The following is a 19,600-nucleotide window of genomic DNA, read 5'->3' as shown; positions in this document are numbered from 1 at the left end:
ATCATGTTAACGCTACCATTTGTCAGCTTCTATGTATCGACCAACCTTTTAAGGGAGGAATTCAGCATGACCTATACACCAGCTTCTGGACGTTATGAGACGATGAAGTACAACCGCACGGGCCGCAGCGGCCTCAAGCTGCCTGCCATTTCTCTTGGGTTGTGGCATAACTTCGGCGGTAATGACCGCTATGAAAATAGCCGGGCCATGGTGCGCCGGGCGTTCGATCTTGGCATTACCCATTTTGACCTCGCCAACAACTACGGACCGCCGCCCGGCTCCGCGGAAGAGAACTTCGGACGTATCCTGAAACAGGATCTGGCTCCTTACCGGGATGAGCTTATTCTGTCCACCAAAGCCGGCTACTATATGTGGCCCGGTCCGTACGGAGAATGGGGCTCTCGCAAGTCTGTTCTTTCGAGCTTGGACCAGAGTCTGAAGAGGATGGGAGTCGATTATGTCGACATTTTCTATCATCATCGTCCAGACCCGGATACACCGCTTGAAGAAACGATGTCAGCGCTGGATCATGCGGTCCGCTCCGGCAAAGCCTTGTATGTGGGCCTCTCCAACTATAGCGCGGAGGGGACGCGGGAAGCCTCGTCTATTCTGAAGCAGTTGGGCACACCATGCCTTATCCATCAGCCATCCTACTCCATGTTCAATCGTTGGATCGAAGATGGCCTGCAGGAAGTACTGGACGAGGAAGGCATCGGCTCTATCGTCTTCTCCCCGCTTGCTGGTGGAATGCTGTCAGATCGTTATCTGGGCGGCATCCCGGCCGATTCTCGTGCTGGGGGCCCAAGCGTGTTCCTGAATAAGGAGCATATCACCGAGGCCCGCTTGGCTAAAATCCAGGAGCTGAACGAGCTGGCGCAGCAACGCGGTCAGTCGCTGGCCAGTATGGCACTCGCCTGGACGCTGCGCCGTGGGCGCGTCACCTCGGCGCTGATTGGCGCAAGTCGCGTTGAGCAGATCGAGGACAATATCCGTGCCCTGGATAACCTGGACTTCAGCGAGAAAGAGTTACAGGTTATCGATGATATCGTGGCTAGAGCCGAGTAGTTTTGGCATCGCCGAACAACCGCAAAAAGCTGTCCTCCGCCAAAACGGGCGGGGACAGCTTTTGTTGTTTTTCGCATTTCCACCGGGAATATCACAAAGCGCGCCGTTAGGCATCCTGACCGTCAGCAGACCTCCAAATAAAGTTTCGTTCCATCGTTATATTGGAAAATCGCGACATCGCGGGATATATGAACCGAAGTGATTCTCTTCCAGCGCTTGCGGAAATCGAAGTCAAGCTCATATTCTCTCAGCTTATCCGGCAGCAGCCGAACCGCTTCCTCTTGTCCCGGGGGGTAGAAGATGGGGACAGATCGGTCCTTAAAAGTTATGGACTTCATCATTTGATAAGGTACCCCCTTAATTAAAATAAGTTGCTTCCCTTCATTTTACATTAAACGGATTAAAAGAATATGAAAGAATCGGGACTTTTTTCAACTTATACCATTAGTGAATGATTCTGTCGACCTAATTATTCGACAATAAACGCATGAAAATAGAGATAGAGATCGAGGGAAGGGTAATTCAAAAGTCTGAACAAGCTGACCTAGCTTGAGACAGCAGGTGTAGAATAGCGAAAAATCATGTAGAATAGCGGTAAAAAAGGTTTCATAGGAGGCCACGAGTGGCTTTTTCTAAAATTTTTTTCCTGAACATTAGCCTACTGATTACGATAGCGTATTTATTCAATCTGGGGTACAAGATGCTCTTCCATCGCATTCGTCCTTGGGCGCAGCAGGCTTTAGCCGCCTGTATCTTTATCGTGTCCGGCTTCTTGAGTATGCTGTTCGCCCTTGAGATGCCCCAGGAAATTCGGTTCGACCTTCGCATCGTACCTCTTATCCTGGCCGTGCTTTTATTCCGCTCACCTTGGACAGTCGCCGTCATTGGTGCGGGCATCGGCTGTGGCAGACTATTGTTCGGTATTAGCCAGGCTTCGTTGGCGGGTCTCGAAAATATGATTATTTTAGCCATCGCAGCTGCATTGCTCACTGCCTGGTACAAACGCTGCGGATGGAGCTTTACGCAAAAAGGAATTGTAGCCATCGTTTTAATAACGAGCCTACACACCTTTCTCATTTATTTATCCGATCTTCTGCCTGCTGGAGCCTATTGGAACGTAATTGTCCCTCAAACCTTTCCATTGACGCTGTTACTGAGCTGTTTTTTTGTCTATATGGTGCGGGATTTTAGCAAAGATCAGGATCGGATGCGTGAGCTCAAGGGTATGAACCATATTTTACGGCGGCAAACAAAGGAGCTGCGAGAAACGAAGCGCGAGTTGGAGGAGCAGGCTCGGAGGCTGGTGCTGTCTTCCCGTTATAAATCTGAATTTTTGGCCAATATGTCGCATGAGCTGAAAACGCCCCTTAACAGTATATTGCTGCTGTCTCAGCTTATCGAAGAGAATGAAGACAAGCGAAGCAGCGAGGAGGATCTGCGCCATGCGGCGATGATCGGAGCGTCCGGCAAGGAGTTACTGCATATTATCGATGATATTTTGGACCTGTCCAAGGTCGAGGCGGGCAAAATGAATATCCACATAGAGCTGGTCTCTACGTTAGAGCTAATCCACTCGCTGCAGTTGCAATTCCAGCCTCTGGCGGATCGCAACGAAATCAACTTTGTTGTGGAGATGGAGCCGGACGCGCCTTCCTTGATGCAGACGGACTCCATGCGAGTACAGCAAATTTTGCGCAATCTGCTCATGAATGCGTTTAAGTTCACAGAGCAAGGCGGGATAAGGCTACAGGTACAAAAAGAGAAGGAAAGCGACGGGAAAGAGTGGGTTCGCTTTGCTGTTAGCGATACAGGGATTGGAATCGAGAAAGAGAAACACAATCTGATCTTTGAGGCTTTCCAGCAGGAAGACGGGGCCGTAACGCGCAAATACGGTGGGACAGGCCTCGGCCTGTCGATCAGCTCGCAGCTTGCACAGCTGCTGGGCGGGCGGTTGGAGCTGGAAAGCTGCAAGGGAGAGGGCAGCGTGTTTACACTGATTATGCCCGTGGCGGCGGAGTTGGAGTAATTTAGATAAAAATCCAACCAACTAACTCGACCTCTCGCGCCTGCGCCCACCAACTAAACACCAGTACGATATCTCCATTCTCTCAATGGAAAACTTTACTGCACTTAACGCTACGTTCCCCCACATGCGTAACGAAACTCAGAAGCCTTATTTCAGCTGCAATCCATTGCATGAACTCGGCTGGGGATCGCTTGCTTAAGCTGTGGTGTATGTTACGGTGGTTGTAGAAATTCATGAAAGAATCCACGGCATGAAACGCTTCTTCAAACGTAGCAAAGCGTTTCTTACTCAATAACCAGCATGGAACGACTCGATACAGGCATTCAAGTTGGGCATTTTCGGAGGGATTCGTTCATGCACAAAGGTAAGCTCCTCCGCTAGCTCCCCAAACGCCTTTCTCACAAACGGAGGGTCCATCGTGCGTTCAAATAACAGGTGTTTGTTGTCCAAGCGTGAGACGTCGATGTAGTGCTGAGCGCACCGTATCCCAGACGTGTTTGGCTTCGCAACCAGAACCGGTGTAGTAGTCCCCACAATGCTGCGGTAACGCGCCAGATTTCTGGGGTAATGAACCTTCTTCCGGCGCTAGGGGCAAAAGCCCCACCAAGCAAAGCAAGTAGTCGAAGTTACTTGCTTGGGCAGAAAACGACCCCGCCAAGCAAAGCAAGTAGTCGAAGTTACTTGCTTGGGCAGAAAGCGGCCCAGGGTGTACCTGATTTCTCAGGGTACTCTCCAGTTCAATTAGGGGGCTTAAGGGAATAAGCTCTCTCAGTTTCATTAGGATGTGCATGGACAAGCTGGCTGCTCCGAGCTTCCCGAATGTTGAAGCGAAGCGATAGGAACTTTCACAAAAAGACGGGGCCGTCCCAAGAGTCAGCTAACGATGACTCTTGGGACGGCCCCACTTCTTTTTAGCCTGGTCATACAATGGCTCCAGCTAGTCGACTTACTTTACCACGAGGACAGGGGAATGGACATGCTGAGTGACATGACGGCTAACGCTTCCGGTGAACAATTCCTTGAAGCCGCCCCTACCATGACTGCCTACGACCACGAGATCTGCTCCGCGTTCTTTGGCCAGGTCGACAATCTTATTGCCTGGATCACCTTCTGCAATCATAACTTCAATCGGAGTATCCGTAACCGAAGCGATGATTGTGCGAGCCTCAGCTGCGACGGTTTCCGCTTCAAGCCTCAGTGATTCCGTACCAATTGGTGGCGAAGCGGCAATCGTTTCTCCTATAAATACCTGAGTGGCATTGTATACATGGACAACCTCAAGCATTGACTTGAAAGTAGAGGCTAGCTCCATGGCTGAACGTAGTGCTCTGACAGATTGCTCTGAGCCGTCATAACCGACAAGAATTTTTGAATAGGGCATTTAATTCCGCCTCCAATCTATTGCTGCTACGTTGTGTGAGGCTATTCGAACAGCCTCCCTTTTTGGGAGTCTCCGAAAGCCGATGCAAGCGATGCTGTTAGCTCTATTTACCCTTCCTTCAAGCAAGCAAACCAGGATATAAATCTGTCACACTTTTTGCGTTATGTTCGATTCGACAATCGCTTGACAATATTCGCGAAAATGCGTATCCTTATAAAAGTCGCCGCTGACATTGTCCTTCGGACAAGCTCAAAAGCGCGCTGGTATAAGGATTTGCTGATGTAGCTCAGCTGGTAGAGCAACGCATTCGTAATGCGTAGGTCGGGGGTTCGAATCCCTTCATCAGCACCATTTATTACTTTACCAGGTTTCATTCCCTTCGCAAAAACGTTGCTTTCGGCCTGTACCGGGAGCGGCGTTTTTTTTATTTTCCGGTAAAGGTGTATTACTCTTCATACTAGAATGTATAACCTATGCCTTCTCGTATTTCCTGCGTATACGCACACCGCCCCGAGGGCGGCGAAGTCGTATTACTTGCCATACTAGAATGTATAACCTATGCCTTCTCGTATTTCCTGCGTATACGCACACCGCCCCGAGGGCGGCGAAGTCGTATTACTTGCCATACTAGAATGTATAACCTATGCCTTCTCGTATTTCCTGCGTATACGCACACCGCCCCGAGGGCGGCGAAGTCGTATTACTTGCCAGGACTTGTAGCCAGCTCCAACCGAGTTAAATAGTCCATCGCATCTTCGCGGCTGTCTCCGCACATTTCCGGTTCGGCTTGGAGCATGCCGCAAACGAGTGGACGCTCGGGCTGACCGAAGATCGCGCAGCGCAGGTCCGGCAGCAACTGAACGCAAGGCTGACCAGCAGGCTTGCCCTGGGGCATGCCCGGAATCGGCGTGGAGATGGAGGCGGAGATGCAGCAGGCGGCGCATCCATTTCGGCAGATCATATTCTTTTCCTCCTTTGCATAGTTTAATCCATATAAGGCAGCTTTAGTCGTGCAACAAGAAACCACACCAGCAAGCAGCGTGACTAGCTTTAAACGTTTGTGGAAGCGCTTCATCGGGTATTGTCATCTATCTAAAGCTTCGTCGGAGTGTCTAGCCGACATCTCAGCGGGCATACTGGAGCGTATGAAGCTATAACTGAGGGGGAGATGCGCATGATCCGGAGAGAGGGCCATTTATGGACCGGAGTGCTCAACGGCCTGATGCTTGCACTGCCATTCTGGGCCGCTTGCGTAGCCTGGCTGCTCACGCAACTGAAGTGAATTCAATATTGAGGCAAGTTTGCTCCTCTAAAACCTATACAGCTATAAGGCGGGTCATTTGGGAAACCAGACCGCCTTTTTGTGGTTTTTAAATGTCACTACGTGGGTCTATGGTAGACTTGCGGGTCAGCAGGCCGTTTCTCTATTGTAACAAAGCTTGCGGCCTCATACGAATTGGTCCCGCTTGCTCAAAACGTATCACGGATAAGTACGTTATGATAAGCTTGGATCAAGATGCTTGAGGCTTTTTGGTGCTGACGGAGACGGAAGGGGAGTAGGGGGATGAGGATCGGGCTCGTATCGGATACGCATTTGAATGGCTCGGCGATTAAATTGCCAGATGAACTAGTCAGGGGACTGCAGGGAGTTGAGCTGATCCTCCATGCAGGAGATTGGACGCAGCCCCGAGCGGTGGAGCTGCTAGAGGCCATCGCACCGATAGATGGTGTTGCCGGCAACAATGACGGGGCTGACATGGTTCGCCGTTTTGGTCGGCGCAAACTGCTGGAGCTTGGCGGTTACAGGATCGGTATTGTACATGGCGACATAGGCTGGGGCCGATGGACGGAGCAGAAGGCGTTATCCAGCTTTGAAGGGGAAGAGGTGAACTTAATCCTGTTTGGCCATTCCCATACGCCTTATCGGAAGCAGCATGGGACTTCATTGCTGTTCAATCCAGGTTCGCCCTTGCAGAAGCGGCGGCAGCCCCGGTATTCCTACGGAATTCTGGAGCTTACGGGCGGCAAGCTCCTAGCGGAGCATTTTTATTATGATGATCGAGGTTAATGCGGGATTATTGTTGTTCGGTTAGAAGCAGCCTAAAGTTCTCATTTATCAGCATCACATTCTCCTCTTATGCTCCTCTCGCTTGAAAGGCTCCTTTCAGGCACATGCCTCTACGATCCGGCATATCCTATGACAAATGTCAGTATGCCAGAAGGATTCCTTTGGGAGGCCATCCTATGATTATCCCTAATTTTCCGAGTGATCTGCTTGAAGAGCATCAAAGATGGCATCATGTCAATCATGTGACCAATAATAACCCTCCCCCCATCGGCTGGGGAGACCGTTTTTTGAGCTTTCACCGCCAGTACATCCGCAAGGTTTTGAGCTGGTATCAGTCGCAGGGTTATGACATGAGACTGGTTCAGCCGTGGACCGAGGTGCCGCAGGGCATTCGAATGAGCCCTTGTTACGATAGAAATGCCGAAATGAGGCTTCGCTTTCAGCCTCAGTCCTTTGCGACTTCGGATGAGATGGGTCGCTACTTGGAGCGTCTGCATGCTTGCATCCATGATGTCGGATCGGTCTTATTTAATGAGCCGATCCTTCAGGATTTGGACTTGGCGCCGCGCTCGACTTATTTTTACAACATTCATGGCATGATCGACAACTGGTATTCCAACTGGGAAAGAGCCATGGGCGGAGGGATGCCGCCTCAACAAGGATTCCAGTCGGCTCCTCCAGGCTTCCCGGGGATGATGTCTGGGATGCAGCAAGGAATGCCGGGACCAGGGTTTATGCCAGGCATGCAGCAGGGGATGCCGGGGCCAGGGTTTATGCCAGGCATGCAGCAGGGAATGCCGGGGCCGGGTTTTATGCCAGGTATGCAGCAAGGGATGCCGGGACCAGGGTTTATGCCAGGCATGCAGCAGGGGATGCCAGGAATGCCTGGCATGGGAGGTAGGACCAGGGGGCCGAAAGCTGGCCCCGTCAACAAGGTCAAAGGATTTACGCCGCCGACTCCGGAGAGCGAGGTGGTGTATAGCTCGGCCTCCCGCAAAAGCCCGCCAGGCGCTGTGCGCAAGGCTGCACCGGGCACCGCGCGCAAGGCTAGCGGCGGCAAGCGCCGCAGCGCTGCCGCAAAGCCTAGCTTCGTCGCCAGCAGCAGGCGACGCAAATAGCAGCTGCGCAGGCGGAGGAGCTTCGCCCGCCGCAGCCCGCCGACAAAGCGGCTCATCCGTCTCCTATGAAGCTGGAGACGGATGAGTCGCTTTGTATTTGTCAGCCGGCGCATAGCTCCGACTGATAGCTCGCCTAAGCGAGCTCAAGCAGTCGACGAAATAACTCGGCGTAATAGTCCTGCTCTCTGGGGATGAAGTCTTTGGCCTGTATTTTGAGCCGAACGGGTACAAGCCCTGTAGTAGTTCCAGCGATTGTCCCGCTTGCCTTGAAACCAGAAGCATCGTTCCCCCATTCGGCTCCGCTCGCTTCAATGATGTCCACTTTGTCTTCGAACAGCCGGATCAGGTCCTCCAGAGGAGCTTCATAAATTCCCGAAACTTCTTCCCGCTGAAGTCGATGCTGGAGCAGAGGAAGATCGCAGTGTAAGGCGAATACATCGCTCCGCTCATGATCGATAAACGGCTTACCGCCGGCAATGCCAGTTGCTCTTTTCTCATGCCACCCTAGAGGGATAAGCTCATCGAAAATAGCAGAGATGCCTAGCTCCTCCTCAATCTCGCGCATGGCGTCATAGACCTCTTCACCTGCAGTCAGATGGCCAGCGGCAGTAATATCCAGGTAGTCGGGATAAGTATCCTTGCCTATTTGGCGTTTTTGGAACCGGACGTTTGGCTGACCGGAGCTGCAGTTTATGAGCCAGCAATGAAAAGCACGATGCCGCAGCCCTAGCCGGTGAGTATCCTCTCGGGATGCGATGCCTGCCGGTTGCCAATTCTCGTCGTATACATCGAACATCTCCACTAGGTTATTTTCGCCTCCGATATGAAACGATGCTTGTTCAACACCTACCGTCTCCATTGTACCTTAGGCTGTGCGGAGTCTGCGACAAAGCTTGGATGGCGTTCCATGGCGCTTGCCGTCTATCAGCAATCAACTCTAGGCAGCATGCTCCACGATGCATAAAAATTCATTTTAATGAAAAGTAACTCAAAGGATTTTTCTTCCTGCCGTCGAATTTGTGGAAAGCCCGTAAAGGGTACGGGGAATAGCCACCACAGCAAGAGAGATTCGGAGGCCTCATGATGATCCCATTTCGAACCATTGACCATGCCTTATATCTTGTGCTTGCGCTTATTATCGCTGCGCTCGCCTCCTATGTGATGTTCAGCATGATCGCTCGTTTTAAAAAGTCCCGGTCGCACCGGGTTTATTGGTTGATGGGAGCTTCAACGGTATTTGCGGTAGGCGCTTGGTCCATGCATTCCGTGAGCATGCTTGCTTATCATGATGTTGCCGTTATTGTAACCGGCACCCAAATGATCGTCCCGCTGTTTCTATCGGGAGGATCTACTTATTTTGCCTTAACGCTACTGATCGGAAGGCGGGAGAATCCTTCTATGATTCGGCAGCTGTCGGCTGCATTGCTGCTGACTAGCGGGGCTGTTATGCTTCATTTCTTATGCATGCTTAGCCATTCGGCTAATCATCTTCAGCTCGATCCGTTTTATGCCGGCTCCGCGTTCCTTTGTTTTCTTGGACCTTCATTCGCGGCCTTTTTCCTTTACCAAAAACATGCAGATCGCTTCAGACTGCTAAGCTGTCTGCTGATCGCGGTAGGAGCTCTGGCGATGCATCTATTGATGATTGCTGGTACTCAATTTTATTCATCGCTGAGCATGGAAGATTACCGGCTTGACGATTACATGCTGTTGATGGGGCTGCTAATGGGTTCGGCCATCATTATCATTATCTCCTTCAGTATCGTCACGTGGATTGCCGACCGCCGATATGGCCTGATCAATGAACGCTACCGCCTGCTCGTGGAAAACTCCATCGACATGATCGCCGTCATCAGCGGTACCTCCTGGGAGTTCGTCAATCGTTCGGGTCTGCGAATGTTCGAGATTACGGAAGAATCCCATATGGTCGGCCGCTCCATCTTTGAATTCCTTCACCCAGACCACAAGGAGAGATTGAATCTTCACCTCCAGCGTCATCAAGCCTATAAATCGATTAAAAAAACCGGTTGTGAGGACGGGCCTGCGATTGAGCTGGACTGGGTGACGCGAACGGGGAAGCTGATCAACACGGAGCTGATTCTTTCCGAATCGACCTTTGCCGGCAAGTCTGTCGTCGTCATCATCCGGGACATTAGTGAGCGCAAAAAGAATGAGGAACTGCTCATCAATTCCGAGAAACTGTACGTAGCAGGCCAGCTTGCTGCTGGCATCGCCCATGAGATCCGCAACCCGCTGACCTCGCTCAAAGGCTTCCTTCAACTGATTGCGAGCGGCCGAACATCGGCTTCCGGTTATTATGACATTATGAAGTCCGAGCTCAACCGGGTCGAAACGATCGTCAGCGAGTTGTTGATGCTTTCAAAGCCTCAGGTGTACGAGATGGATATTGCCGACGCACGTTGCATGATGCTGGATACGGTACTGTTGCTGGAGTCGCAGGCGGCGCTTTACGGCATTGTGGTCAAGGTGGACTACGGAGAGGAGCCGCTTTGGATCTATGGAGTGGATTCGCAGATCAAGCAAGTGTTCATTAATGTACTGAAAAATGGCATTGAGGTCATGCAGGATGGCGGCGAGATCGAGATTGTTCTGCGCCGCGAGGGGGAAGAAGTGCTGATCTCCGTAACGGATATGGGGCCGGGCATCGAGGAGGAACAGCTGGCCAAGATAGGTCAGCCCTTCTATACGACCAAAGACAAGGGCACTGGACTCGGACTTATGGTATCCTATAAAATTGTGGACAATCACAAGGGCCGAATTCGGGTGGAAAGCAAGCTCGGAACGGGAACAACTTTCGAAATCCAGCTTCCTTATCGTAATCATAGCGCTAGAAGCGACTTCAAGGGAGCGTCTGGAGAGAATGCGTCGATCGGCTGAGCACGGCCCTTGAACATGGCTGGTCCTGCAAAAGGTATAGAGTGGGGACGGTCGGGGTAAGTAAACGGTATGACGGCTTGTTGAACTTGAACCCAAGCACCGTTCCCCGAGAAAAAGGAGGACCCGCAACATGACCATTGGCGCCCGCGTACTGAAAACAGGCATGGCCGTGGCACTGGCCATCTATCTTAGCGGGCTGATCGGCTTTGCCAATCCGCTCCTGCCCGCGGTATCGGCCATCTTTACGCTGCAGCCGTCCATCTTCCGCTCTTGGCAGCAGATAAGTGAGCAATTCCAGACGAATCTGCTGGGAGCGGCCATCGCGCTAGGCGCGGTGCAATTGATCGGCAGCTCGCCGATTACGGTCGGCATTGTGTGTATCGCAGTCATTTTGATCAGCATCAAGCTGAAAATGGAAGCAACGGTTGGATTGACCCTCGTTACCGTCGTAGCGGTGATGGAGGCGAATTCCACGGGCTGGATGTTTGCCGTTGAACGCTTTCTGCAGGTGCTGACCGGTATGGGCGCAGCTTTCGCGGTTAATGTACTGATTTTCCCTCCAAGTCCGCGCAAGCAGTTCCATGATCTGGTTCTGGAAAGCTACACGCAGCTGTCGCTGCTGCTTCGTACCTCTATCTCGGACGAGATGAAGGAGCAGGTGTACAAACAGGAAAAAGACAAACTGCACGGCATAATTGGCAGGCTGGAGGAGCGCTTCAAGGTGTTGGAAGAGGAACGCAGCTTCCGCGCCGCGCGCCGTGCAGAACGTGCCAGACAACTGCTGCTGGCCAAGCAGCTTATCCGCGCTGTGAACAAGGGTGCTGACTTGCTCGAGGTAATCGAGGAGCATTATTTCTCTTCGCCGGGTGCAGAGGCGTGGGCAAATCGTCTAGACTCGCAGATCGAAGAGCTGACCAAGTATCACGAGTTTCTGTTGCTCAAGCTGGACGACAAAATCAAGCCCGGCTCGTTCATCCAGGACGATGCCATTACAGGCACAAGCTTGGCGCGCCAGTTGACGGACTATTTGAAAGAAAATCCAGATGAGCATCGCAGGCTCGTATTTGTCGCTTCGGCGTTGTTCGAATACGGATACCATCTACGCCGGCTTGAGAAGCTTATCGAGCAAGTGCAAAATCGCGAAGCAGAGGATGCTAGCCGCAAGTGGCAGATTTTCCCGATGAAGAGTAAGGACTAGTTCAGGGCTATTCGCCCCGTCCAGTGAATGCTGAATTGGCGAGGCCTTCATCACCATCCCAAACGAAAAAAGGTGTACCCTGCGCTTGAAGCGGGGTACACCTTTTTGCTGCTGAAAAACCTATTTGTCTCCCCGATGCTCTTTGTGAGTATGGCGGCGGGGGTGCTGAAGATGGTTCTCAGGATCGTTCGCGCTATCATGCGGAATCCTCCGGGGATCGGTATGCCCGGCATGATGGTTGCTGAATTCCAGCTCGGTCAGCTTCCATTCCGTCGAGCCCCACATCGGATCAGCAGGAAAAACATCGCCGCGCTGCAATTTTTCCTCGCGTCCCCACTGGTTCGTATAAACGCCGTCCACCTCGACATGCTCCCCCGAGACGGGTTCCATTTCATTGTGAGTTGGGTTGTCGCTCATGAGATCTCCTCCTATTCCCTTGTTTCGACTACCTTAACAGTGTGCCGCAGGTCAGGCGGTACTATGAACCCATAGATAAGGCAATAATCGGCAACGCGATTGGAGCGGCGAAAAGAATTGAAAAATGCCTCGCCAGCGGCTTGTCCGATGACAAGACTGCTGAGGAAGCATTAGAAGGGCGTTATTTGGCTAAGTAGCGCGTCTCAAGCTTTTTACCGCCGAGCCACATCAGCACAACGACAACAGCGGCTAGAGCGATGCGCCAAGGGGCGAGTTCACCGATATTGAAGCTGAGCAGCGAGATGATGAAGATCATGACTGCTTTACCAAGCAGTAAGGCCATTAGGTACGTACGGAAGGGGAGCGAGCTAAGTCCGGAAGCGAGATTTACGAGTACGGATGGTGAAAAAGGGAAACAGCTGAGCAAGAACACGGGTGTAAAGCCCCGGCGCTCCAGCCAATCCAAAAATTTGCCGGCCCGTGGGAAGCGCCGCTCCAGCCACATGCCAAGACCCGATCCGAAAGTACGAGCCAGTCCGAACATGCAGAGGGAGCCCGCGCAAACGCCGATCCAGGAAAAAAGAAAGCCGAATCCGAGTCCATAAATGTTGGCGTTAGCCGCGATGAATAAAAACAGCGGCAGGAAGGGCAGAAACGCTTCCGAAAAAGGCAACAGAATGCCGGGCAGTGGCCCATAATTGGAAAATTTCTGAAGCATCTGCTCCAACTGCTGCAGATCCATTGACTTGATTTCACTCATCCATTCATGAAGAGTATTCATGAGAGCAAGCTCACAACCTATCTCGATAATTTAGTCCGACTGCTTGACGCTTCCGCCAAAGGAAGGAAGCAGTAACACAGCCCGATGATGCCGAATAGCAAGGCGCTGAGCCAGACGACAAAGGGCTCTCCCCGCCAGGTAGCGATAACACCACCGACAACGGGGCCGATCATCGCGCCGATACCTTCTACCGTGCTCAGCATACCCCATCCCAGCCCTTTTTGGCTAGGTGGGACAAACGCTGCCAGCAGCGCATTCCACGCTGGCAGTACGGCGGCATAGGAAAAGCCGAGCAGCGCAGCAAGCGCAATGCATACGGCAAAGCTGTCCGTGGAGGCCAGCGCATAAAGCGTTGCTGCTACGGCAAAAAAGCCTGTGACAAGGAACCAGCGGCGATGATGACTGAGCTTGTCGGACAGCTTGCCGAACGGCATGAGGCCGCTGAGCGTCAGCACTCCGCCTGCGGCCAACAGCAGCGAGTACTGCGCACCGGACAGCGCGAGTTTATCCGTAACGAAGGTAGGCAATACGGTGACGAGCATGCCGGCTACAGCAGTTTGCAGTACCATGCCTGGCAAAAGCAGGCGCAATGCATGGATTCGCTCCTTGAGTACGGGAAGCTGCTCCCGCAGCGGGACATGCTGAACGTCGGCCGTGTTGTTCCGGCCGCTGATGAACAAGGCTAGCGCCAAAGCAGCTAGTATGCTGACAAGCAACATGAGATAAGCGGCGCGGTTGCTGTAATCGAGCACGATATTGCAGACGATCGGCCCTGCACCGAGGCCGCCCAACCAGATCGTATACAGAGTGCCCATCTGGGTCGCGCGTTTATCTTCTTTTACTCCTGTGAGGCAGACGATCCAGATCGGCGAAATTCCGACGCCGTATAGCGCCGCCGCTGAGATGAATACCCACGGAGTATGCGCTAGAGGAAGCAGCAGGATCCCGGCCAGAGAAGCTAACAACCCTACAAGAACGACGAGACGGATCGAGAATCGATCGAGCAAATAACCAATGCCCATCTTAAGTACAGTATCGGTCAAATAATGCGCCGTAATCGCGGCACCTACTACGTCTAGCGTCAGCCCAAGTGTATTGGTGCCGTATAACGGCAAAAAGCTGACGAGCGCCGCTCCTCGAACAAATTCAACGAGCAGCAAGATGATGGCAAACAGTGGGATTTGAGAGTTACCGGAGCGCTTCGGGATAAAGTTCATCCATATGTCCTCCTTGATCGAAGCTAGGAGAAAAATGGTATTCACTATCCGTATACCCGAACAACCGCTGTAGCAAATCATCGGCGATCCGGATGGCTCCGTCTGCTTTGCCAAGTTCCATCTGTCGATGCGATCTTTCTCTTAAACGTTCTGGATCAGCGAAGAGTTTCAAGATCTCGTCCGCCAACTCGGCAGGAGTGCCGGCGGCAGCTGCGACGTCTTTTTGAATTAAGAAATCTGCGTTCCGCCGCTCCTGGCCGGGCATGGGACGATACAGAACGAGCGGCACGCCCGCGGCTAGTCCTTCCGCCAGAGTCAGTCCACCGGGCTTTGTCACCAGGCAGGAGGCCAGCTGCATGAGCTCATGCAGGGCGTCTACGTAGCCGAATACATGAAGCCGATCCCCTGCCGGATGGGTATGGAAATGGCGCCGGGTTTCGCTGGCGAATGCTTCGTTACGGCCGCATACGAGGGCGATTTGCAGATCTGGCTGCTGCAGCAGCAGCGAGCAGGCAGCGGTGATGCCGTTCATAATCCCGGAGCCGCCGCCCATGATGAGCACGAGCGGCAGGGTGGGATCAAGGTCATATCGGAGTAACTGCTCGCGATCGCTATGTTGATGGCATTTTTCAAAACCTTGCCGGACGGGGATGCCGGTCACACAGATCCGTTCTGGTGCGATACCTGCGTCCCTCATCTCTGCCTGCATATCGTCGGTAGCGACATAATATCGGTCAATGCCGGGATGTACCCAGCGTCGGTGCAAATCGTAGTCCGTAACGACCGCACCGGTTAACGGTGGCCGGAAAAGTCCCCGGGAAGCGGGGCCAGCAAATATCGGGAACGTATGGAGCAGCACATCTGGCTGTTCCTGCTGGAGCAGCTTCCGCAGCTTGGAACGGCCAAAGGAATGCAGCCAAGCCGCAAAAAGCGTATTCGATTTCATGGGACGGGTCAGATCGTATACCCAGCCGTAAACGCCTGGCAGGATCGTGTAGCTGGTGCGGTAGATTTTGCGAGTAAGCTCATTCAGTAAAGGATGCGCCTCCGCCATCAGATCGACGAGCACCGTGCGGTGGATGCCGCGTTGAACGAGGGAATCACGAATGGCCTTGGCTGCTTGAAGATGGCCTTCCCCGTAGGAAGCGTACAGAATCATCAGCTTTGGCTGGCGCCCAAGTTCAAGGCTGCCGCCATCCGGCGAAGAGACGGGAGCAGGAAGGACTGGCGAGGCTTGCTCGATGGATCGGGTGAGAAGCTTCAACGATGTAACCTCCTTAAGTCGGCTCTGCCTATGGCTAGTACAGCTGTTATGCTGGCTTGCCGGCAGTTCCTTCGTTGCCTAATAGTTTAGACTTCCTCTATTAGCGGGAGATTATCGATTTCTAAAGGAGTTTTTTTTGTCAACGTTCAGAAGTCAGAGGTATACTTGAATCGTTATTCATCCTCTAGCTGCGGAAGGAGATTGAATCGATTATGGAGTACACAAAGCTTGGACGCTCAGGATTGCAGGTTAGCCGCCTTTGCCTTGGCACGATGAATTTCGGAGTCAGCACGGAGGAAAAAGAAGCTTTTGCCATTATGGATGCGGCGCTCGACGCCGGCATTACCTTTTTTGATACGGCCAACATTTACGGTTGGAGGGAGAATGCCGGTCTGACCGAGGAGATCATTGGGCGCTGGTTTGCTCAAGGTGAAAACCGTCGGGAGCGCACTGTACTCGCCACCAAGGTTTATGGAGATATGCATAATAACGTGGATGGGCCTAATCATCAGCCCGGCTTATCGTCTTACAAAATCCGCCGTCATCTAGAGGACTCGCTGCGTCGCCTGCAGACCGACCATATTGAGCTGTATCAGATGCATCATGTGGATCGCAGCGTCGGATGGGACGAGTTATGGAATTCTTTCAGCCATCTGCAAATGCAGGGCAAGATCGGTTATGTCGGCGCCAGCAACTTTGCCGGCTGGGATCTGGCTGTAGCCCAGGGCGAGGCCAAAGCGCGCGGTCTACTCGGCCTCGTGTCGGAGCAGCATAAATATAATTTGCTGACCCGCCTGCCTGAGCTGGAGGTGCTGCCTTCGGCGCAGGCGCATGGTATCGGGGTCATTCCGTGGAGTCCGCTTGACGGAGGTTCGCTCTCTGGCAATATCCGTCGCGGCGATGCTGGCAGTCGCAGTGGCGATCAGCGCTGGGAGAAACACTGGGAGCAACTGGAGCAGTACGGGAAGCTCTGCGATGAACTTGGCGAGACGGAGGATCTGGTCTCCTTAGCATGGCTGCTGCATCAGCCTGCTGTAACCGCGCCGATCATCGGCGTTCGCACGCTGGAGCAATTCGAGCGCTCGCTGCGCGCTGTGGAGATTAAGCTGGACGAGAGCGCGCTGAAGCGCATCGACGAAATTTTCCCTGGACCGGGCGGCGAAGCCCCTAGCGCTTACGCTTGGTAAGCTCTCTCTTTTGATCGGGGGCTCTCACAAATTTTTAAGGCCGACCAGGAATTCCTGACTGGCCTTACGTAGCGAAAGTGGGAAGCAATGCGGGGGACTTTTGCATCTCCAATGCACCTTCAATGCACCTCAAATGCATCTCCATGCGTAACGAAACTGAGAGACGCTATTTCGGCATTTTCTTGGGAATATCATCATTTCTGACCTCAATAACGCTTCTCAGTTTCGTTAGCTGGCTTGAACCCGTGTTTGATGGGGAATAAGCTCTCTGAGTTCCGTTAGAGCATGAATGGTCGAACTGGTGTGCGATGAGATTAGTTGGCATTAAAAGAGATTTGATATTAGCATTCACAGAAAAAAACGGGAGGAGACTGAGCCATGCTCAGTCTCCTCCCGTTTTGCTGATGCAGCTTAATGATTTTTAGATTTAGAGTGGGGCTTTTGGGACGTCCTGCTCATTTATGCATCCTAAATAGATGATTATTCGCCTATTGTGACTCATATTTAATTGTGTTACATTATTTCTGAGATTGAAACTTAAGCAAGTAGAGGCGGAAGGGGTGAGGGCATGGAACGGGAATTGGCACTTGAGGTTGTCCGTGTAACCGAGCTTGCGGCGCTGGCGTCCGCGCCTTGGGTCGGACGAGGCAGCAAGATGCAAGCGGATGATGCTGCTACGGAAGCGATGAGGAGAATGTTCGGATCGATCTCGATTCGCGGCAAAGTAGTCATCGGAGAAGGTGAGATGGACGAGGCTCCGATGTTGTACATCGGCGAGAAGCTTGGTACCGGGATCGGCCCGGAGGTGGATGTAGCCGTTGATCCGCTGGAAGGCACGGAGCTGGCTGCGCGGGGGTTGAACAATGCAATTTCCGTACTGGCATTAGCACCCAAAGGCCAACTGCTTCATGCTCCGGACATGTATATGGAAAAGCTCGCTGTTGGTCCGGAGCTGGCTGGAAGGCTAAACCTGCTTGATCCGTTATCCGCCACAGTACGCAAAGCAGCGCGTGAGCTCGACAAGCCGTTGTCGGAGCTGACCGTGCTCCTGCTCGATCGGCCGCGCCATGCCGCGTTAATGAGCGAGCTGCGAGAGCTCGGCGTCCGCATTCGGCTGCTGACTGATGGGGATGTCACAGGAGCGATGGCCCCTTGTTATCCCGAGACAGGCGTAGACCTTTATGTTGGTTCGGGCGGAGCGCCGGAAGGTGTGCTGGCGGCTGCGGCGATCAAATGCCTGGGCGGCGAGATCCAAGGCCGGCTGTTGCCGGAAAATGACGAACAGCTAAGGCGCTGTATTCTAATGGGAATCTCCAACCCGTCCCGAGTTCTCGGTACGAAGGATATGGCTGGTAATGGAGATGTTATTTTTGCCGCTACAGGTGTCACGAAGGGTGACTTCCTAGAAGGCGTTAGGTATTTGCCGGGCCGTATGGCGCATACCCATTCGGTCGTCATGCGGGCAGCTACGCGCACCGTAAGGTATATTCATACGCGCCATGATTTGTCGCTGAAGGCAGTTGAGCGGGGAGAACAGGCAATCGGCTGACGCCGGCGTTCAAGCATATTGCTATCGGGAACGCATATCTTATTAGGCGTCATAAATAATTTATGAGTATTATATTTTAGAGTTAAAGGAGAATGCATCATGCGGGTTGCGATTAGCGGAACGGGACGAATCGGAAGGCTGTGCATACGGCGACTGCTCGATCTGCCTTCATCATCTGGACTTGAGCTAGTTGCCATCAATACGACCTGCCCGGCCGAAACGCTTGCCCATCTGCTGAAATACGACACGGTGCATGGACGGTGGGAAGGCGGTATTGAACCGTCTGATAGCAGCTTGATCGTAAGGTCACGCAGAATCGAGCTCGTCTCCGAAAGAGACCCAGCCCGACTGCCGTGGAAACGGCTTGACATTGACCTCGTCATTGACGCCACCGGAGCATTCACAAAGCGTGCCGGTATGGAGGGGCATCTGACGGCAGGAGCGGCGCGAGTGCTGCTGACCTCTCCCGGGGAGGCGGATCTGACCGCCGTCATGGGCGTGAACGAATCCGCATTTGACCCGGAGCTGCATCGCCTAATTTCAGCTGCATCCTGTACGACGAACTGCCTGGCACCGGTGCTGAAGGTGCTTCATCAGGCCTTTGGCGTGCGGGGAGGCTGGGCGACTTCGATCCATGCTTTTACCAACGATCAGAATCATATGGACAATCCGCATCGCGACTTGAGAAGGGCCCGGGCTTGCACTTCCTCAATCGTACCGGCCGTCACGGGCATGTCCAAAGCACTTAAAGAGGTGCTTCCGGAGCTTGCGCCGCTCATTCAAGGCACGGCGGTACGCGTCCCGGTAGCGGATGTATCTCTGCTGCAGCTGCAACTTGAGCTTGGCGAGCCAGTTGGCGCTGAAGCTGTTCGAGCGGCATTTCAGGAAGCGACAACTGGTCCCATAGGGGCATATGTCGGCTACAGCGAGCTGCCGCTCGTTTCGGCCGATTATATCGGCTGCGACAAGTCCGCCGTTGTTGACGGGCTCAGTCTGCTCGTCCGCGGCAGCTCCATCCAGCTCAGCGCCTGGTATGACAACGAGTGGGGCTACGCCTGCCGCGTCATCGATTTAGCTGACCTGATTTCCAGCCGCTGCGGAAAGGAAGTCCGGTGGGCTGATGTTCAGGAACAGGTTTTATTTTAACAGGATGAATGTTTAACGCGTTGGACTGTTAGCGGGATGGAAGGCCTATACCATTAATTCTCAAAAGGGGATGAGCACATGAAAGCGGAACAAGCGGCTGTGGTGGGCAGCAAGTTGGAATACGGTCTGGTGCTGTGCCGGAATTGCAATGAGATTATGTATACGCTTCCTACGAACAGAGTCAGGCGTTTTTATAGTCTTTGCGAGTCGTTGAACTGTCGAGAGCTGCAGCCGGAAGCGGCAGCGGTTATGGCAGCGGTAGTGGCATCGGCTGGGGAGGAATAG

At 53.0% G+C, this 19,600-nt stretch carries 19 protein-coding genes and 1 tRNA gene; 12 read left to right on the top strand and 8 right to left on the bottom strand.

Annotated elements, in window-relative coordinates; all coding sequences use genetic code 11:
• The first annotated feature begins 66 nt into the window (after nucleotides 1–66).
• Nucleotides 67–1,065, top strand: coding sequence for an L-glyceraldehyde 3-phosphate reductase (gene mgrA, locus CGZ75_RS13940; protein ID WP_089524910.1), 999 nt, complete (start codon nucleotides 67–69; stop codon nucleotides 1,063–1,065).
• A gap of 122 nt (nucleotides 1,066–1,187) precedes the next feature.
• Here the strand turns inward: mgrA and CGZ75_RS13935 are convergent, their stop codons facing one another.
• On the bottom strand, nucleotides 1,188–1,406 hold the full coding sequence (locus CGZ75_RS13935; RefSeq protein ID WP_089524909.1) for a hypothetical protein: 219 nt from the start codon (nucleotides 1,404–1,406) through the stop codon (nucleotides 1,188–1,190).
• A 281-nt stretch (nucleotides 1,407–1,687) separates the two neighbouring features.
• Between CGZ75_RS13935 and CGZ75_RS13930 the strand changes: the two genes are divergently transcribed.
• On the top strand, nucleotides 1,688–3,091 hold the full coding sequence (locus CGZ75_RS13930; protein WP_089524908.1) for an ATP-binding protein: 1,404 nt from the start codon (nucleotides 1,688–1,690) through the stop codon (nucleotides 3,089–3,091).
• 567 nt (nucleotides 3,092–3,658) lie between these two features.
• Nucleotides 3,659–3,853 (top strand): hypothetical protein, encoded by a 195-nt coding sequence (locus tag CGZ75_RS25305; protein ID WP_176444837.1) that lies wholly within the window; start codon nucleotides 3,659–3,661, stop codon nucleotides 3,851–3,853.
• A 184-nt stretch (nucleotides 3,854–4,037) separates the two neighbouring features.
• Here CGZ75_RS25305 and CGZ75_RS13925 read toward each other — a convergent pair whose 3' ends face one another.
• Nucleotides 4,038–4,472 (bottom strand): universal stress protein, encoded by a 435-nt coding sequence (locus CGZ75_RS13925; protein ID WP_089524907.1) that lies wholly within the window; start codon nucleotides 4,470–4,472, stop codon nucleotides 4,038–4,040.
• A 275-nt stretch (nucleotides 4,473–4,747) separates the two neighbouring features.
• Between CGZ75_RS13925 and CGZ75_RS13920 the strand changes: the two genes are divergently transcribed.
• A tRNA-Thr gene (locus CGZ75_RS13920) sits at nucleotides 4,748–4,823 on the top strand.
• Nucleotides 4,824–5,172: 349 nt separating this feature from the next.
• Here the strand turns inward: CGZ75_RS13920 and CGZ75_RS13915 are convergent.
• On the bottom strand, nucleotides 5,173–5,433 hold the full coding sequence (locus tag CGZ75_RS13915; protein WP_089524906.1) for a YkgJ family cysteine cluster protein: 261 nt from the start codon (nucleotides 5,431–5,433) through the stop codon (nucleotides 5,173–5,175).
• 603 nt (nucleotides 5,434–6,036) lie between these two features.
• On the opposite strand from CGZ75_RS13915, the gene CGZ75_RS13910 reads away from it, so the two are divergent.
• Nucleotides 6,037–6,540, top strand: a complete 504-nt coding sequence (locus tag CGZ75_RS13910; RefSeq protein WP_089524905.1) for a metallophosphoesterase family protein — start codon at nucleotides 6,037–6,039, stop codon at nucleotides 6,538–6,540.
• Between the two features lie 176 nt (nucleotides 6,541–6,716).
• Nucleotides 6,717–7,658: a polyadenylate binding domain-containing protein gene (locus tag CGZ75_RS26190; protein ID WP_089524904.1), complete on the top strand. Its 942-nt coding sequence runs from the start codon at nucleotides 6,717–6,719 to the stop codon at nucleotides 7,656–7,658.
• A gap of 133 nt (nucleotides 7,659–7,791) precedes the next feature.
• Here the strand turns inward: CGZ75_RS26190 and CGZ75_RS13900 are convergent, their stop codons facing one another.
• A complete protein-coding gene (locus CGZ75_RS13900; protein WP_245850930.1) occupies nucleotides 7,792–8,454 on the bottom strand; it encodes an NUDIX hydrolase in 663 nt (220 codons plus the stop codon).
• 284 nt (nucleotides 8,455–8,738) lie between these two features.
• On the opposite strand from CGZ75_RS13900, the gene CGZ75_RS13895 reads away from it, so the two are divergent.
• Both CGZ75_RS13895 and CGZ75_RS13890 read left to right on the top strand, forming a co-directional pair.
• Nucleotides 8,739–10,556: an ATP-binding protein gene (locus tag CGZ75_RS13895; protein ID WP_089524902.1), complete on the top strand. Its 1,818-nt coding sequence runs from the start codon at nucleotides 8,739–8,741 to the stop codon at nucleotides 10,554–10,556.
• Between the two features lie 130 nt (nucleotides 10,557–10,686).
• On the top strand, nucleotides 10,687–11,754 hold the full coding sequence (locus CGZ75_RS13890; protein WP_089524901.1) for an FUSC family protein: 1,068 nt from the start codon (nucleotides 10,687–10,689) through the stop codon (nucleotides 11,752–11,754).
• Between the two features lie 120 nt (nucleotides 11,755–11,874).
• Here the strand turns inward: CGZ75_RS13890 and CGZ75_RS13885 are convergent, their stop codons facing one another.
• The 4 genes from CGZ75_RS13885 to CGZ75_RS13870 all read right to left on the bottom strand — a co-directional run bounded on the left by CGZ75_RS13885 (nucleotide 11,875) and on the right by CGZ75_RS13870 (nucleotide 15,433).
• The gene (locus CGZ75_RS13885; RefSeq protein ID WP_089524900.1) at nucleotides 11,875–12,171 is read right to left on the bottom strand and encodes a transposase; all 297 of its coding nucleotides are present in this window, start codon (nucleotides 12,169–12,171) and stop codon (nucleotides 11,875–11,877) included.
• 181 nt (nucleotides 12,172–12,352) lie between these two features.
• Nucleotides 12,353–12,952: a TVP38/TMEM64 family protein gene (locus CGZ75_RS13880; protein WP_089524899.1), complete on the bottom strand. Its 600-nt coding sequence runs from the start codon at nucleotides 12,950–12,952 to the stop codon at nucleotides 12,353–12,355.
• Between the two features lie 17 nt (nucleotides 12,953–12,969).
• Entirely contained in the window at nucleotides 12,970–14,169 is a 1,200-nt protein-coding gene (locus CGZ75_RS13875; protein WP_089524898.1) for an MFS transporter, read from the bottom strand.
• Nucleotides 14,141–15,433, bottom strand: coding sequence for an MGDG synthase family glycosyltransferase (locus tag CGZ75_RS13870; protein WP_089524897.1), 1,293 nt, complete (start codon nucleotides 15,431–15,433; stop codon nucleotides 14,141–14,143). Before CGZ75_RS13870 ends, CGZ75_RS13875 begins: the two co-directional genes overlap by 29 nt.
• A gap of 212 nt (nucleotides 15,434–15,645) precedes the next feature.
• On the opposite strand from CGZ75_RS13870, the gene CGZ75_RS13865 reads away from it, so the two are divergent.
• From CGZ75_RS13865 to CGZ75_RS13850, 4 genes are all read left to right on the top strand, one after another.
• Entirely contained in the window at nucleotides 15,646–16,620 is a 975-nt protein-coding gene (locus CGZ75_RS13865; RefSeq protein WP_089524896.1) for an aldo/keto reductase, read from the top strand.
• A gap of 568 nt (nucleotides 16,621–17,188) precedes the next feature.
• Nucleotides 17,189–18,169 (top strand): class II fructose-bisphosphatase, encoded by a 981-nt coding sequence (gene glpX, locus CGZ75_RS13860; protein WP_089524895.1) that lies wholly within the window; start codon nucleotides 17,189–17,191, stop codon nucleotides 18,167–18,169.
• 99 nt (nucleotides 18,170–18,268) lie between these two features.
• Entirely contained in the window at nucleotides 18,269–19,315 is a 1,047-nt protein-coding gene (locus CGZ75_RS13855; protein ID WP_089524894.1) for a type I glyceraldehyde-3-phosphate dehydrogenase, read from the top strand.
• A 78-nt stretch (nucleotides 19,316–19,393) separates the two neighbouring features.
• A complete protein-coding gene (locus tag CGZ75_RS13850; protein ID WP_089524893.1) occupies nucleotides 19,394–19,600 on the top strand; it encodes a GapA-binding peptide SR1P in 207 nt (68 codons plus the stop codon).

It is taken from the genome of Paenibacillus herberti (assembly GCF_002233675.1).
Taxonomy (GTDB): Bacteria; Bacillota; Bacilli; order Paenibacillales; family Paenibacillaceae; genus Paenibacillus_O; species Paenibacillus_O herberti.
Note: the sequence above shows the minus strand (reverse complement) of the source record. Positions and strands in the feature narration are given on the sequence as shown.

Bases quoted from the DNA above. Each gene is read 5' to 3' on its own strand.
- glpX (WP_089524895.1), top strand. From the start codon at position 17,189: ATGGAACGGGAATTGGCACTTGAGGTTGTCCGTGTAACCGAGCTTGCG.
- CGZ75_RS13890 (WP_089524901.1), top strand. From the start codon at position 10,687: ATGACCATTGGCGCCCGCGTACTGAAAACAGGCATGGCCGTGGCACTG.
- CGZ75_RS13915 (WP_089524906.1), bottom strand. From the start codon at position 5,433: ATGATCTGCCGAAATGGATGCGCCGCCTGCTGCATCTCCGCCTCCATC.
- CGZ75_RS13875 (WP_089524898.1), bottom strand. From the start codon at position 14,169: ATGAACTTTATCCCGAAGCGCTCCGGTAACTCTCAAATCCCACTGTTT.
- CGZ75_RS26190 (WP_089524904.1), top strand. From the start codon at position 6,717: ATGATTATCCCTAATTTTCCGAGTGATCTGCTTGAAGAGCATCAAAGA.
- CGZ75_RS25305 (WP_176444837.1), top strand. From the start codon at position 3,659: ATGAACCTTCTTCCGGCGCTAGGGGCAAAAGCCCCACCAAGCAAAGCA.
- CGZ75_RS13865 (WP_089524896.1), top strand. From the start codon at position 15,646: ATGGAGTACACAAAGCTTGGACGCTCAGGATTGCAGGTTAGCCGCCTT.
- CGZ75_RS13885 (WP_089524900.1), bottom strand. From the start codon at position 12,171: ATGAGCGACAACCCAACTCACAATGAAATGGAACCCGTCTCGGGGGAG.
- CGZ75_RS13900 (WP_245850930.1), bottom strand. From the start codon at position 8,454: ATGTTCGATGTATACGACGAGAATTGGCAACCGGCAGGCATCGCATCC.
- CGZ75_RS13925 (WP_089524907.1), bottom strand. From the start codon at position 4,472: ATGCCCTATTCAAAAATTCTTGTCGGTTATGACGGCTCAGAGCAATCT.
- CGZ75_RS13880 (WP_089524899.1), bottom strand. From the start codon at position 12,952: ATGAATACTCTTCATGAATGGATGAGTGAAATCAAGTCAATGGATCTG.
- CGZ75_RS13855 (WP_089524894.1), top strand. From the start codon at position 18,269: ATGCGGGTTGCGATTAGCGGAACGGGACGAATCGGAAGGCTGTGCATA.
- mgrA (WP_089524910.1), top strand. From the start codon at position 67: ATGACCTATACACCAGCTTCTGGACGTTATGAGACGATGAAGTACAAC.
- CGZ75_RS13910 (WP_089524905.1), top strand. From the start codon at position 6,037: ATGAGGATCGGGCTCGTATCGGATACGCATTTGAATGGCTCGGCGATT.
- CGZ75_RS13935 (WP_089524909.1), bottom strand. From the start codon at position 1,406: ATGATGAAGTCCATAACTTTTAAGGACCGATCTGTCCCCATCTTCTAC.
- CGZ75_RS13850 (WP_089524893.1), top strand. From the start codon at position 19,394: ATGAAAGCGGAACAAGCGGCTGTGGTGGGCAGCAAGTTGGAATACGGT.
- CGZ75_RS13895 (WP_089524902.1), top strand. From the start codon at position 8,739: ATGATGATCCCATTTCGAACCATTGACCATGCCTTATATCTTGTGCTT.